A 15,430-nucleotide genomic window follows, 5' to 3' on the forward strand; every position below is an offset into this window, starting at 1 on the left:
GTCCATGATTACTCCTTGTTTTTGTTTGTGTTATTACTAATTTAGCAATTGGAGTAATTGTGGACAATTATTTTTATTAATTTGCACAACGCGTGAGTATAAGAGTGTAATGGTTAAAGAATGCCTGTCATCGCTCTTACACAGCCTCGAGCCGAAAATCGAGTTACGTTGCGCCTGCGAATGGTCTGCCAATGTAAGGGATTCTCAGAATGACATGCCGGCACGGTTCCTCACCGCCTGGACATAAGTTGCCCCTTTGCAAATTAATTCGTAATTCGTAATTTTTAATTTAAAATGCTTCTCTGTGCGCTTTGTGGTTGATTAAATCCCTGTGGAAATGTTTATTGGTTGCGGCTCTGCTGCATTAGAGGAATTTTGTTTTTATTTTTTTAAAAAATGCACTATTTTAAAGAAACGTACCTCTTTAACAGAAAGGGAGGCTATGAACACACTTTGCAAATTATTACTCGGTTTGGCATTCCTGTTTATTATTTCCTGTCAACCTAAATCCATTGAGCCTCAACGTCCAGGTAGCAATGCTGATTTTGTGCAATTACCCAATGGCTGGCGTTTAACACCGGTAGGACGTCAGGTGTCTGTGGGCGAATTTCCGCTGAACATGCTGGTTACAGCCGATCAAAAGCATGTCATTACCTCAAACAGCGGAACCGCTGAGCATTCGCTTTCGCTAGTTTCCATTGCCCAAAACAGAGAGGTCCAACGATTGCCATTGTCCAAAACCTGGCGTGGATTGGCCGCAAATTCAAAGGGAGATACTATTTTTGTTTCCGGTGGAAATGACGATTGTGTCTATTTGTTGAGCTGGCAGGCCGACACGCTTGTGGTTCAGGATACCATCGATCTCAAGCAAAACCAGAAACCGGGTGAGGTGTCTGTAAGCGGCCTCGCTTACTGGCCCAGAGCCCAGGCCTTGCTTGCGGTGTCGAAAACCAGCAACCAGTTGTACTTGTTGAATCTTCAGACCAAATCGGTAAAAAATAAGCTTACCATGCCCGGCAAGTGCTACGAAGTTTGTGTCAATTCCCTATCTAATGAAGCCTGGATTAGCGTCTGGGAAAAAGCACAATTGGTGTGTGTTGATCTAAATAATTTTTCCGTTCTTAAAACCGTTCGAGTCGGAGACCATCCCTCTGAAATGGTCCTAACGGGTGATGGGAAATGGCTATTTGTGGCCAACGCCAATCAGAACTCCGTTTCTGTTGTTGACATGGAGGCTAAAAAAGTAGTGGAAACCTTACACTGTGCCTTAAAGCCCGATTTGCCGCCAGGTAGCACTCCCAACAGTCTGGCTTTAAGTGCGGACGGGCAAACCCTGTACGTTGCCAATGCCGACAATAACTACCTGGCTCTTTTTGACGTGCATGAACCCGGCCATTCCCGTTCGCTGGGCTTCATTCCGGTAGGCTGGTACCCCACCAGTGTGCGCGTACTGCCCCGAACCGGTCAAATTATTGTGGCCAATGGCAAGGGGCTCGGCTCAGCGCCCAATCCTCAGGGGCCTAAACCAGGCCGATCCGACTTAACGCACAGACCGGAAGAGTACATCGGACAAATGTTTAAAGGCGTGCTGTCCATTATTGATTCGCCGGATCGTAGCCAATTGGCTGAATGGACGGTTAAGGTGTTTCAGAACACGCCCTTCATGCGGGAAAAACAGAACGAAAAATGGAAGCAGACCGTCGTTCCAGTTAGGCACGATGGCAGCAAAAGTTCTAAAATCAAATATGTATTTTATGTGATTCGGGAAAACCGCACCTACGATCAGGTTCTGGGCGATCTACCTCAGGGAGAAGGCGATTCAGCGCTGTGTCTCTTTCCACGAGCGGTTACGCCCAACGCCCATAAACTGGCTGAAACCTTTGTGCTCTTTGATAATTTTTATGTAGATGCCGAGGTAAGCGCCGATGGGCATAATTGGTCTACCGCGGCCTACGCCACGGATTATGTGGAAAAAACCTGGCCCACCCTTTACGGAGGACGAGGCGGAAGTTATGATTTTGAAAATGCAGAAATTTCGCGTCCCACTTCCGGTTACATCTGGGACAATGTGTTGCGCCACGGAATTAGTCTGCGCGATTACGGTGAATACGTTGAAGCAGACAAAGACCACCCGGGACAATATGTGGCCAATACCCCCGGTTTAAAGGGGCAGGTCTGTCCCACTTTTCCGGGCTGGAATTTAAAGATACCAGACACCGTGCGTTTTGCAGCCTGGCAGGCCGATTTTGACAGTTTGCTGGCCAGACAGGCCGTGCCTCAGTTTAACATGGTGCGCTTTCCCAATGATCACACGGCCGGTACGCGACCCGGTTTTCCCACCGTTTTGGCCATGATTGCCGAAAACGATTACGCCCTGGGCCTGTTTGTGCAACATCTTTCGCACAGCCCAATCTGGAAAAAAAGCGTGGTCTTTGTTTTGGAGGACGACGCCCAGAATGGATCAGACCATATTGATGCGCACCGTTCGCCTCTGCTGGTTATTGGACCGTATGTGAAAAGAGGCTTTGTGGATCATACCATGTACAGCACCAGTAGCGTTCTTAAAACCATGGAATTGATCTTAGGATTGCCGCCTATGACGCAATACGATCTGGCAGCTCAGCCCATTCTGAAAGCATTTACCGATCAACCGAATTTTAGACCTTACACGGTGGAAAAACCGCAGGTTCGCATGGACCAGCTCAACACATCCCAGGCCTATGGCGCGCAGCGTTGTAATGAAATGAACCTTTCAAAGGAAGATGCCATTCCGGACATCGAATTTAACGAAATCATCTGGAAAGCGGTGAAAGGCAGCCATTCTGAGATGCCCCCTCCGGTTCGTAGCGCCTTTGTACAGGTTTCGCTGGAAGAGGAAGATTAAAAGAAGGGGAAAAACGCTCTCCCCCTCAATTGCTCAGGGAGAGAGCGTATGGCCCTATTAACGAATAAGCACCATGCGTTTGGTCATGCGGTAATGGGCGGTTTTCAAACGATAGATGTAAATGCCGCTGGGTAATATCTGTCCTTGTTCATTGCGTCCATCCCAGATAAAACGATATTTACCCGCCGTGAGGTCTTCGTTAACCAGGGTGCGCACCACCTGGCCCAGAACATTGAAAATTTCCAATTGAACGCGTTCGTGCTGCGGAAGCGAGAATTCGATGGTCGTTGTGGGGTTAAACGGATTGGGATAGTTCTGCCTCAAATCAAAGGTTAACGGCGCAGTGAGATTTGTTTGAATGTCTGTGGTCGGAGCCTGAACCAGAATGGTGTCTTGGGGTGAAAAGACTTTTCTGGTAATGAAGCGAATGGTTGTGCCGGCTTCGGGTAAGGTGCCTGCTCCGCCGAAATCACAAATGATAATACGCGCCAATACTTCAACGCTGTTGTCCCACCAGGTGTAAGAGAATGTATTGGATGTGAAGTCATTGGCAAATGCCTGATAGGTGCCTTGCTGATTAATGGGCTTTCTGACATAAATCCAATCTGTGGCTGGAAACCCAAACGTCGGGTCGGTGTAAGCAAAATCAAAATCCCCAGGTGTAGCTCCGCCGGAGTAACCGCCGGTTAATAATCGTACATCGTCGGAAGTGTCATCGTGGGTCGAACCAACATCCCAGAATTCGAAAGGAACGTAGGCCCATTTATTGTCAGAGTCATACCACCAGGCATATACGCTGGTATCCTGATCGGTAAAACGCAGTTCAAAGTCATGATTTTCGGCATTGACAATACTGCGTTCAATTCGGCTAAGGTCGCCGCTTCCTCCACCTGCGCTGACATAAAAACGATTAACATCGTTGGGCGAACTGAGACTGTGCCACACATTATTGCCGCCATAAGGTGTGCCAAAGTCGTCATATTCATCCGGAGTTAGAGGGCCCTGGGCATCGGAAATCTGGATGATGGCTTCCAACCCAGGTGTTGGTGAGTACAGCAGCCATTGAATGCCGTCCACCACCGGGTTGATTGGTTGTTCTTCTTCTGGTACTGGTTGGTCAATTAGCTTAAGTTCTCCAGTGGTTAGATCTTTCAAATTCCATAGCAGATCGCTCTGCATGTTTGGGTCCTGATAGTAGAAGGTGACCTGATACTGATGTCCGGTGAGCAAAGAAGGATCGGCAACAATGGGGAAAAGGTTTTTTGCTAAACCAGAAACATTGTTAATTTCCAGGGTGTCGCCCCATAACGAAGTCGGTTCCCACTTTTGCAGAGGAATTTTTATTGTGTCGATGAAATTGTTTCCGTCAAAATTGATCACAATAAAATCCTGGTAAAACGAGCCTGTATCGGGAGCTGTTAGGATTACATAAAAAGAAGTCGAATCTTGCTTACTGGCTGGAACCTGTACGTCGAACGATTTCTGAAAGTCGCCTAACCGGAGGGAAATTTGGTCAATATCGAAAATAATATCGTTGTTAACGAGTGTGAAGGCCAATTTGGCCGTTTCACTATGATTCAATTTCTGATCCTGTTTTCCGTTTTCCCATACCACATGAAAATTTTGAAGGTCTGGAGTTGGCCGTATTGTTAGACCTTCGACAATTCCCGGGAACATAACCGTCTCTCCCGAATTCAGTTCCAGTTTCAGATCCACGCTAACCGGATGTTTTTGAGTTTGCAATGTGCTCGAAACAGTCCAGATGGCATCGCCGGCAATTTCATCTCCATTTGTTCCGTCGTTGTACAAAGACTTTTCAATAGGGCTGGAATCTTTGGAATTGAAAATTAATTGGGCAGAAGAAACCGTTGCCGCAGGATCGTCAATGTTTATTTCAAAAAGAATCTGAGCCGCTGCGCTATTTTTATCAACCTGTATCTCTTTTTTAAGAACCTGCACGTTGTGTGGCGTTTGCAGCTCGGTCTGAACCGCTTTTGCCAGCTCTTTTAATCGGGTTACAGAATTGATATTTGATTGTCCGATTTTGCCTAAAATGACAAAGGTAAATTCTTGCTGGTCACCAGGATCCATTTCAAAGTTGGGTAAAGTAATCACCATTCTCCGATCGCCAGGCCCCATATTGTTCCCTTGCCCATCAAGATCGCCACTCATTGCATTGGGATCGCTTTCAGGGTCTCCGTCCAGGGGGAAGAAAGTGGCCTGACCCTGGTAAGGCCCGGAACCATAGGTAAAAGACGACGGATTGTCAATATCGGTACTTGGTAAGTAGCCCCGCAGCAAATTATACCAGCTTAACGTTCCATCATAGGAGCCAAGAACCGGATCGCTCCATACGCCTCCGGCTGAAAAATAACCAAAAGAGTGCAGTTGCTGCACATCCGGTAGGCTGGAAAGTTCAGGCGAATACATGACTCCGGCAGCTGGTGGGACTAAAAAGGGATCAAACATTTCATCAGAAGGATTAGCCGAATAGGCGAATCCGAGATTCAGTTGCGGATCACAACCAACCAGGTCGTCGCTGTAATCTCCAATATCAAAATCGACCCAGTAACCGATGTGCGTTTCATCGGCATGCACATCTCCGGCATATTTTAGTGTAAATTTTTTAAAAACCACGTCCTCAAAGGGAGCGAAGGAATAAGACCAGACTGTTACCTGTAATTCAAAACCAATAGGATTGGAACCATAGAAGTTCACGGTGTTCGAAGCATCATTATCATTCATGACATACCAGATCACCTGGGTGGCATCCTTTATGCCAGGGTAATCTCCCTGATCGGGGTCAGGGTAACCATTGGCATCAAGAACGGGATCGTAAACTCCGTTCTCATTCACATCTACGTAAGGGGCTCCCAGATCAACCGGCCAATTTTTCCAGTTACTGGCATACTGGTCATAAATTTCCTGTGTCATTTCATTGGTTACTGCATTAGGACTTACGTTGTTCAATACAGCCGCGTCTTCGATCAAATCAAAAAAGGTGAGCGTCTCCCAATCCCGACGAATGCGATAAATCTTTTGTGATTCAGGATCCTGACTCAGGTTACCGGGGATCATTCCTGTCCGGTAGGTTCTTCCGCCTACACGAACAGGCATATCGTTAGTAGCCAATTTTACGCCGATGACAATCCCATCGGCATAAATTACAGGCGCAGTATTTCTGGGGTAGATTCCCCCTCCTGTACCATTAATTGGATTAATCCCTGACAAGTTATCGTTCGATTGCCAATAAAGCCAGTTGTTGGCATTAAAAACAGTTTGATACTCAGATAGGGTAAGTATAGAGTTCTTGGGATAATCTGTATGTGTATTTGGACGTGCCAGGAGTTGTGCCACAAGCATAAGGCTGATTAATAAAAGAAGATTTCTCATAGATACCTCCTGAATTAATGGAACCTTATTTTTAATTTTGAAGGGAATTCAGGATTCAATGACTTCAATTTAATTAATAAGAAGGGAAATGTCAAAAACTCCGGTGCTCCATCAAGAATTGACAGACCAGAAAGCCAGGAATGTCAGGATGCGATCCATTGCAAAGTACAGAGCTGAAAACCTTAATCCCTTAGCCATTTAAATGATTCCAATCTGTATTCTCATTTATTTTCGAGTACGGACCGAACTTTAATCGCCAGATCATGTATGGTAAACGGCTTTTGAATATAGTTAATTCCTTTGTCCATCACATCGTGGTGAGCAATGGCATTGGCCGTGTATCCGGACATGAATAGGGTTTTAATCCCCGGGCGAATTTTCTGCACCTGTTCACTCAATTCTTTGCCGGACATTTCGGGCATGATAACATCGGTCAACAGCAGATCAACTGTTTGCCTTGAACCGGCCAAAAATTCAAGCGCTTTTTCTGCCTTTGAGAAAGCAGTGACTTTGTAGTTCAATTCCTGCAGTAAATTCTGGGTGAATTCCAGGATGGCTTCATCGTCTTCAACGATTACGATAGATTCTCCTTTGCCTTTGAGGAATGGCATTTTTTGCTTTTGTTCAACAGGTGATTCTTTTCCGCAATATCTGGGCAGATAGATGCGAAAAGTGGTGCCGTGTCCTGGTTCACTGTAAACGTTTATGAAACCGTCGTTTTGTTTAACCGCGCCATAAACGGTTGCCAGACCCAGGCCCGTTCCTTTTCCTACTTCTTTAGTCGTAAAAAAGGGCTCAAAAATTTTGTTTAGCACCTCTTTTTCCATGCCGCAACCCGTATCGCTGACGGCAAGCATGACATATTCTCCGGGTTTAAAACCGGCATGGCTCTGGCAATAGGCCTTATCCAATACACGATTTTCTGTTTCTATGGTAATGTTACCTTTCTGGTCAATGGCATCCCGTGCATTAACCACCAGGTTCATCAATATCTGGTCGATCTGTGAAGGATCCATTTTTACGGGCCATAGTACAGAGCCGGGCTGCCAGACCAGGTCGATGTTTTCTCCGATCAAACGGCGCAGCATTTTTAACATTCTTTCGATGGTCTCGTTTAAATCAAGTACCCTGGGTTCGATGGTCTGTTTGCGTGCAAAGGCCAGCAACTGTCTGGTAATATCAGCCGAACGCGAAGCGGCCTGATGGATTTTATAAAAATAGTCGTACAATGGATGTGTGGGCTCCAGTTTGTTCATGCCCAGTTGAGCGTTTCCAAGAATTACGGTTAACATGTTGTTGTAATCGTGAGCTACGCCGCCGGCCAAACGTCCAACGGATTCCATTTTTTGCGCCTGTAGGAACTGTTGTTCTAATTTCAGATGTTTGGTAATATCGCGTTTGACGGCAACAAAATTAACGATTTCTCCCTTGGCATTGCGCACAGGAGAAATGGAGACCTCTTCTGTAATCAATTCGCCATCCTTACGTTTATTGATGATCTGGCCATACCAGGTTTGTCCACTGGTAATGGTTTTCCACATATTTTTGTAAAATGCCTGATCGTGTTTACCGCTCTTCAAAATTCTGGGATTTTTCCCAATGGCTTCACCTCTGCCATAGCCAGAAATTCGTTCAAAAGCAGGGTTTACGTATTGAATCTGGCCCTCAGGATCGGTAATGACAATGGCTTCTTCGGCCTGTTCAATGGCCGTTTTCAGGCGCATAAGTTCCATGCGTGTCTGTTTTTGTTCTGTGATGTCGCGAATAATGGCAAAGGTGGCTGGGCGCCCGTTGTATTTAATAATTTCATAGGAGACTTCGACGTCGATTAATGATCCATCTTTTTTCACAAAGGTTGTCTCGTAGTTTTTGGGAGGGGTAATGCCCTGTTTTCTTAATTCTTCTCTGGCGAACATATCCCTAATGCCCTGTTCGCTGTAAATTTTGTTAAAAGGCGTATTGATGATCTCTTCGATGGAATAACCCAACATCTCGGCAAAGCGAGCGTTGCAGAACATGATACGGTCATTTTGCGAAATCTCAATGCCTTCATGAGCATTTTCGACAATTAGACGATACTTTTCTTCACTCTGGCGTAACGCCTCTTCCGACTTTTTTCGGTCTGTAATATCTAAAATTTGACCTATGGAAATAGTTGTGCCTGTTTTGTCTTTAATAATGGCAGAATGAATTTCCACGTTTCGTTTAGTCCCGTCTTTGCGCAAAATGGTAAATTCATAACTGGCTGGCACCGCTTTGCCATGTTGCCGTTTCTGGTATCGTTCCGTAACCAATTGAACGGATTCTTTTGTTAAGAATTCTCTGAAATCATGTCCAATGATCTCTTCCGGCTGTCGGCCCAGTATTTCACACAATTTTGGATTAACATAGATAAAATTAAAATTTGTATCGATCATCAAAATACCGGCATGCGAGTTTTCCGCAATGATTCGGTATTTTTCCTCGCTTTCACGCAAGGCAGATTCCATTTCCACCTGATGAGTGAGGTCTTTCATGGCCAGTAAAATTAATTCCTTTTCAATTCCGGTATCGTGCATTTTACGCCCGTTGAACGAAAAAGTACGGTGTCCCAAATGTTTAAAATCGTTGCTAATCATTAAATTTTCAAAAGACTTGTTTTGCTCAACGATCTCTTTTATCAAACGGCGTAAATCAGGCAGGTTAAATAACCCATTGGCCATTTGAAAAAAAGGTTGGTTAATCACATCCTGTTCGGACAATTGGAAAGTCTGGTAAAATGAACGGTTTGCGGAAACAACCGTTAACTGATGATCCAGAACCAACAGCGCTTCTCTGACCGTGTCCACAATGGCTTCGGCAAACAAACGCGCTTTTTGAATCTCTTTCTGCGCTTCTCGTTCTGCGCTTTGATCTCTAAATACAAGAATGCAACCCACGGTCTCGTTTCCTGGCCCATGGATGGGGGCGCCACTGTCGGCAATCAGATGTTCTTTGCCATCCCGGGAGATGAGCAAGGTGTGGTTGGCCAGCCCTACGACGATCCCCTCTTTCAAAACCCTCTTTACAGGATTTGCTGCTTTTTTTCGGGTGTGTTCATTTACGATATGAAATATCCTTTCCAGAGGCTGGCCCAAAGCCTCAGCCTCCTTCCAGCCGGTCAGCTTTTCGGCTACCGGGTTCATTTGCAGCACATTCCCGGAACGATCGGTGACGATCACTGCGTCTCCCACACTATATAGAGCCGTACGGCACCATTTTTCAGATTTTTGTGAGAGCTGACGCGTTTTCAACAAGAGCGCAACGCGCAAGCGTACTTCTTCAACTACCAACGGAGATAAAATGATTTCATCAATCATTTGTTTGAAGCCGGGCTCAAGATTGGTTAGTTCCTCGGCCGAAGTCCATAATAAAGCGGGCAAAAAAGCCGGCTGTGTTTGTTGCTTTTTCGTTCTTATTTGTTCAGCATAGCGAATAAAGGTGGATTGATCCGCAATACACAAATCAAATTGTTGGGGTAAGGCGGCCTTTGTGGATTGAACCAATATTTCATGTTCCGCGGCCAGAATTTTACTTAGCTGTGCTCTCTTTTCTGAATTGGCTACTAAAAGCAAAATTTTTGTCATTTATTCTCTCCGAATCGCGTTTTTCTTTTCAAACCGCCCAGGACAGAAATTAAAATCAAAAATAAAAGAGTTTAAGAAGTTGTTGATCGCGTTGTTCATGAACTCAAGGTAACGCAATCAATCTGGAATAGCAATTAAATCGCCAACAGGTTACTTTTTAAAATCGGTCTGTTTAACGCCAAACTTTAAAGTCTTTTTCAATAGTAGAACCTGGAACTTAATCAGGAATTAAATCCTCAAAAATATTGGGCTGAGCTGTAAGCATGGAACAGTGTTAAATAAGGTGATTTTCCCACGAAAATGGATCAGGAAATTAAAAATGCCATCATTTTGTGATGCATTCACTTTTAAAACGGGTTATATTTAATTAAAGTTGATCTGGTGTGAACAATTAAGAACTCTGTTCGTTAGCCTAAAAACACTGGAGCGTTTTATGAAATACATTTTTTTCTCACTATTTTTTTATGCAAGTCTGGTTATGAGCGCTGAGATTAAAATTATCCATTCTCCATTGCGCATTCAAATAGATGATCAGGGGACCTATCAACGTGTAGATTATCTCGGGATTGTCAATGGCTCAGCGCTAAAAAACGATTTGGGGAAGCCGGATTTACCGTTTTACATTAAACCTATCCTTATTGAAGCGGGCCAGGAAATCCGTTCGTTTGCAATCGAAAATGTGAAATTAAGGCCATTGCAAGGACAGTTTCAGATTCCGCCCAAACAGGCGTTGTGGGCGCAGGAAGCAGAGCTGGCTACCGTTTCGCCTGATCCAGAAGTTTACAACAATCGCAATCCATTTCCTGAAACAGTAGTGCAATATCTGGGAACCCAACACTTTAACGGTCAATCTATTGCGCATTTTGCTATTTATCCCTTTCAATACGTTCCCAAAGACAAACAACTGTTTTTTGTTGAACGGGTACAAATCAATTACCAGACCGCACCGGCGCAAGAGCTCCCGATAAAACCGGCTGTTGAACAGGATGCACTTACTGTTCAGAAGCTAATCCCGTCTTCTGCTACGCCGACCATTTCCGGTAGTTTTGCCCTGCCTGAACACAACACGGATCTTATCGACCCTGACCTATTGGCAAGTGGTTTAATTGACCGTTATGTCATCATTACCAGTGATGAGCTGGCCAGCGCTTTTGAGCCTCTGGCGCGCTGGAAAACTGAAAGAGGGGTGCCTACTGTTATTCGCACCTTAAGCTGGATTCGCCAGAACTTTCCCTCCGGCGTAGATGATGCTGAACGCATGCGTCATTTTATTCGCTGGTCTTACGCTAAACGGGGCACACGTTACGTGCTGTTGGGCGGAGATACCGACATCATTCCTACGCGTATTGTTCACACAGGGGATTTTACATTTCCCACCGATTATTACTTTGCCGATCTTGATGGCTCGTGGAACGCCGATCAGGACGACACTTTTGGCGAAGCCAGGGATAATCTGGAGGGGTATCCCGAAGTGTACGTGGCGCGTATTCCTGTGTTAACTGAGGCTCAGGTGCAACGTTTTCTACAAAAGTTACTGGACTACGAAAAGTTTGAAAATATCGACAGCGATCGATTCCCGGCATCTATTTTGTACCTGGCCGGCGATTTGCAGCGGCCCAATGATAGCCGCGATCAGCTCATTTTAAAGCACATCGATCCGCTCATCCCCTCTCAGTTCGAGCGTACCATGGTGAGTCAGTCAGAACAAACCGGCGATAGCCCCGAGGTTCCTCTTCAGGAATTAAATAAGAGTTATGGTTTTATTTTTTCCGAAGGCCACGGCCTGTACTTCACCTACCGTCCCGGCGCCAGAGGCTCTGATCTGTACAATTACCATTTAAACGAATTAAACACACCTGACCCAACCATCTGGTACATGGCCAGCTGTTACACAAACGACATTTCAAAACGTTGCTTTGGTGAAGATTACCTTTTAAGCCCAAAGGGCGGCGGAGTAGCTTATATTGGTAATTCCAGCTGGGAATATCCCTTTAGCGGTATTTACCTGGAGAAGGAATTTTTTAATCTGGCTTTTTACAAGAATTTTTACCATCTGTCTGAGGCCCATTATCTTTCAAGACTTCCTTATCTTGGGTATCTTAACTTTGAAGGGCCGTCGCGCATCATTGTTTATTCCACCGTTGTCCTGGGCGATCCAGAAATGCCCGTCTGGACCGATCGCGTCCAGAACATGACGGTTCAGGATTCGCTGGTGATCGGCCAGACCAATCGCTATTTACAGGTTGCCGTTGCTGCAAGTGATTCCAGCGCCCTGCCAGTGAGCAATGCTACAGTGGTGCTGTACAAAAAAGATCAGCTTTACAAAATCGCCCGTAGCGATGATCAGGGAATGGTTCAAATGGATGTTAATGGCGTTTTGTTAGATAGCGTTAAACTGACGGTTTGGGCCCGCAATTTTAAGCCCGTACAAAAATGGCTAAACCTGAGCATGAATGAAGCCTATTCTTTTAAGATGGTGCAAACCAGGTTGGAAGAACTTCTGGGCAACGAAAATGGGCAGTGCGAACCCGGTGAGTCTTTTAATCTTCATCTCAGTTTAAAAAACACGGGAAGCGCAGAGTGGTCTGCAATCTCTAAATTACATCTTTCGACCAATCCGGCCATTTGCCAGCTTTCTGACACCTTACTCTTTTTAAACCAAAACGTTGCCCCGGGTGAAATCTTTACTGCGCCGCCCATTTCATTACAATTGACGCCTGGCATGGGCAGCGATACCACCGCGCTCATTCAAATGGCTCTGGAACCTAAAAGGGCCAAGAGAATAACCAGCTCTTTACCGCTGGCCATTCATACACCAAAACTGCGAATCCAGCGATTGTCCTACGCCACTATTGCAGATACAACGGATGGCTATAATCTTAGCACATTGATCCTCTATCTACAAAATACCGGCAGCGGACAGGCCTGGCAGCTCCATGGTCAGTTAAGCACGAATGACTCTCTGGTACAGATTGAAGATGGCGAATTTTACCTGGAGAGTCTGCCTGCCGATAGCACGGTTTTAGTGGATGGCGAATTGGCCTTCCGCCACCAGACCTGGGATGTGCATTTTACGCTTGATATCAATGATGCCTCAGGCCACCACTGGCAGTTTAAGCTGGACCTGGAGGCACCGCAACGCATTGAGCAGGTTTCCTTTAAACCCAATCCGGAAGGGGGCATTGTTTTGAATTGGCCGCCGGTGCCCAACAGCGACGTTTTGGGCTACCTGGTCTATCGTGCAGAGGCTCCACAGGGGCCGTTTACTTTAGTTACTGAAATGCCTATCCCCGAGGCCGGCCATTTTGTGGATACGCAAGCCCGGGCGGGATCCCGCTATTACTACACCATGCAGGCCGTGGACAGCAGCGGCAATTACAGCGCTTTTAGCGATACCATTCAAACCTGGAGTTCTTTGCCCTTTCAGGAAGGATTTCCGGTGAGGCCCAATGTGCGGGCGATTGGTTCCGAAATCAGCGGCGTCACCTCGTTCGATCTGAACGGCGATGGTTTGAAAGAGCTGATCGCTACGGGCAGCAACGGACAGCTACATGTTTACAACTGGCGAGGGCAGTTGTTATTTCAGGCCGAAGGCCTGGAGGGCGATCTGACCTTTCCGGCCATTGGTCAGGTAACGGAAAGTCCGGAAGTCGAGATCGTAGTGGCCAGTTTTAAAGAAGGTGTGGCCCAAAACCATGTGTATGTGCTGGATTCGGAAACAGGAGCATTGCTGGCTCAAAAGGACCTGTTGTACAATGCGCCTTCTCCGGCTGTTCTGGCTGATCTTAATCATGACGGATTTGATGAAATCATGGTTTTAACGCATGCCAATAATGCGCCTGAACCGCCCAAAAACAGTCGACTGTACATTTTAACCGATAGCAGCGGATCGCTGGTGAAATTCAAAGACTGGCCGGACGAGGGCTATGTGTTTTCGGGAACCGCATCCGTGGGCAATTTGGCAGTGGCCGATCTTGAAAACAGCGGCACAGTGTCTGTTTTAGTCCCCACCGTGGAGAAGAAACTCTATTGTTTTAAACCAGACAGTGCTACCGAGCCCGTTTGGAGCAAAACTTTCAGCAACCCTCTGGAAGCGCCCTTGACTTTAGCTGATATTGACAACAACGATTCGCTGGAGATCATCGTACCGGTGGTCAAATCGGATTTGCTGTTTGTCTTAAAGAGCAACGGACAGCCCCTACCTGGTTGGGAAAACGGCCAGCCCTGTAACGTGACCAATCCTTACTGGCGCACTTCACCGGCTATTGTGGGCAAGGTCGATGAAGACCAACTGTTGGAAATTGTGTACGTTGGTCGGGATGCGCTTTACATCTTTAAGGCTGACGGCAGCCTTAAAAGCGGTTTTCCTGTTCCAATTAAGAATGGCGACAGTTATTTTAACAACAACTGGGAGGTGTTACCTCCTTACAACTCCCCGCTGCTCTCTGACGTGAATCAGGATGGTCTGCAGGAAATCATCTACCTGGATGCTTTTGGCTATATTCACGCCTTGAGTTCGGACCATGGCGCAGAAATCGAAGGTTTTCCTCTCTACGTCAAGAACAGCTTTATTAAAGGGCATTCGCCGGTTATCGATGATATTGATGCAGACGGTGATCTGGATATTTTATTGGTTAATCACGAGGGGGTGTTACTGATCTGGGATGCGCCCCAAAAATATGAAGAGAGTACTATTGTCGAATGGAATCAGCCTTTGGGCAATGTCCGGCACACAGGCCTGTACAGTCCTCTGCACACCCAATTCATCAGTCATGTTTCAGAGTCGCCGGATCGGCTTCCTACGGAATTTTTTGTAAGACCCAATTATCCAAATCCTTTTAATCCTCAAACTACCATTGAGTTTGGATTAAAACAGAGCGGACTGGTTAGTTTAACCATTTACAATATTTTGGGACAAAAAATCGCTGAACTCAGCGCAGAGCGCTTTTTTAATGCCGGCCTACACCGCTTGATCTGGAACGGGCAAAACCGATTTAACAATGAAACAGCTTCCGGAATTTACTTTTACCGCTTGACGGTGAAAGATGCCCAGACCGGGGTTCTACTCTTTAATAAAGTCAGGAAAATGATCAAGCTCAAATAGAGTGGATGATTAAATTTAGTGTGCGAAAATTTGTTTCATCGTTAAACGGTTTAGTGTTTAAATAGCTTAATGGTGGCCTGTTAGACAGGAATGAGGAAATGCTTGCGCCCGGCACGGGCCTTCAACCATTAATTCTCATTTCCGCAAAGCGATCCAGGAGGGACCTTAACCTTTCAATGTAAAGGACTCTGCATTCCGATGAATCGGGGGTGGAATGGAAGGCGGCAGAGGGTCTCTCTAACCGTCATTGCGACCGATACGCGGAGCGAAAGCGACGGGCAGAGCGGAGAAATCTTTCTCAGGCGTAAGGGCGAAGCAGTTTACTGAAGGTTGTTTAAATTAGCGCAACCTCTTTGTGTAAATGTTAAATCGCTCTTGAGAAAGACTTTTTAAAAAATGCTTCGCCCTTACAAAGTTTCGAGCTGAAGCTCGAGTTACGTTGCG

At 45.9% G+C, this 15,430-nt stretch carries 4 protein-coding genes; 2 read left to right on the plus strand and 2 right to left on the minus strand.

What is annotated here, in order from left to right:
- Window positions 1-442: 442 nt before the first annotated feature.
- Window positions 443-2,884 carry a bifunctional YncE family protein/alkaline phosphatase family protein gene (locus ACWB0I_RS17935; protein WP_479389464.1) on the plus strand — a complete coding sequence of 814 codons (2,442 nt, stop codon included), beginning with the start codon at window positions 443-445 and terminating at the stop codon, window positions 2,882-2,884.
- Between the two features lie 57 nt (window positions 2,885-2,941).
- Here the strand turns inward: ACWB0I_RS17935 and ACWB0I_RS17940 are convergent, their stop codons facing one another.
- Together ACWB0I_RS17940 and ACWB0I_RS17945 are read right to left on the minus strand one after the other, a co-directional pair.
- Entirely contained in the window at window positions 2,942-6,277 is a 3,336-nt protein-coding gene (locus ACWB0I_RS17940) for a FlgD immunoglobulin-like domain containing protein (protein ID WP_479389465.1), read from the minus strand.
- A 221-nt stretch (window positions 6,278-6,498) separates the two neighbouring features.
- Window positions 6,499-9,882 (minus strand): PAS domain-containing hybrid sensor histidine kinase/response regulator, encoded by a 3,384-nt coding sequence (locus tag ACWB0I_RS17945; protein WP_479389466.1) that lies wholly within the window; start codon window positions 9,880-9,882, stop codon window positions 6,499-6,501.
- A gap of 433 nt (window positions 9,883-10,315) precedes the next feature.
- Here ACWB0I_RS17945 and ACWB0I_RS17950 point away from each other — a divergent pair, with 433 nt between their 5' ends.
- Complete coding sequence (locus ACWB0I_RS17950; RefSeq protein ID WP_479389467.1) at window positions 10,316-14,986, plus strand: C25 family cysteine peptidase; 4,671 nt, start codon at window positions 10,316-10,318, stop codon at window positions 14,984-14,986.
- Window positions 14,987-15,430: the final 444 nt, after the last annotated feature.

This window comes from Caldithrix sp. (assembly GCF_056497305.1).

What these genes read in the sequence shown, in the direction of transcription:
- ACWB0I_RS17935 (WP_479389464.1), top strand. Translation starts at nt 443, where the DNA reads ATGAACACACTTTGCAAATTATTACTCGGTTTGGCATTCCTGTTTATT.
- ACWB0I_RS17940 (WP_479389465.1), bottom strand. Translation starts at nt 6,277, where the DNA reads ATGAGAAATCTTCTTTTATTAATCAGCCTTATGCTTGTGGCACAACTC.
- ACWB0I_RS17945 (WP_479389466.1), bottom strand. Translation starts at nt 9,882, where the DNA reads ATGACAAAAATTTTGCTTTTAGTAGCCAATTCAGAAAAGAGAGCACAG.
- ACWB0I_RS17950 (WP_479389467.1), top strand. Translation starts at nt 10,316, where the DNA reads ATGAAATACATTTTTTTCTCACTATTTTTTTATGCAAGTCTGGTTATG.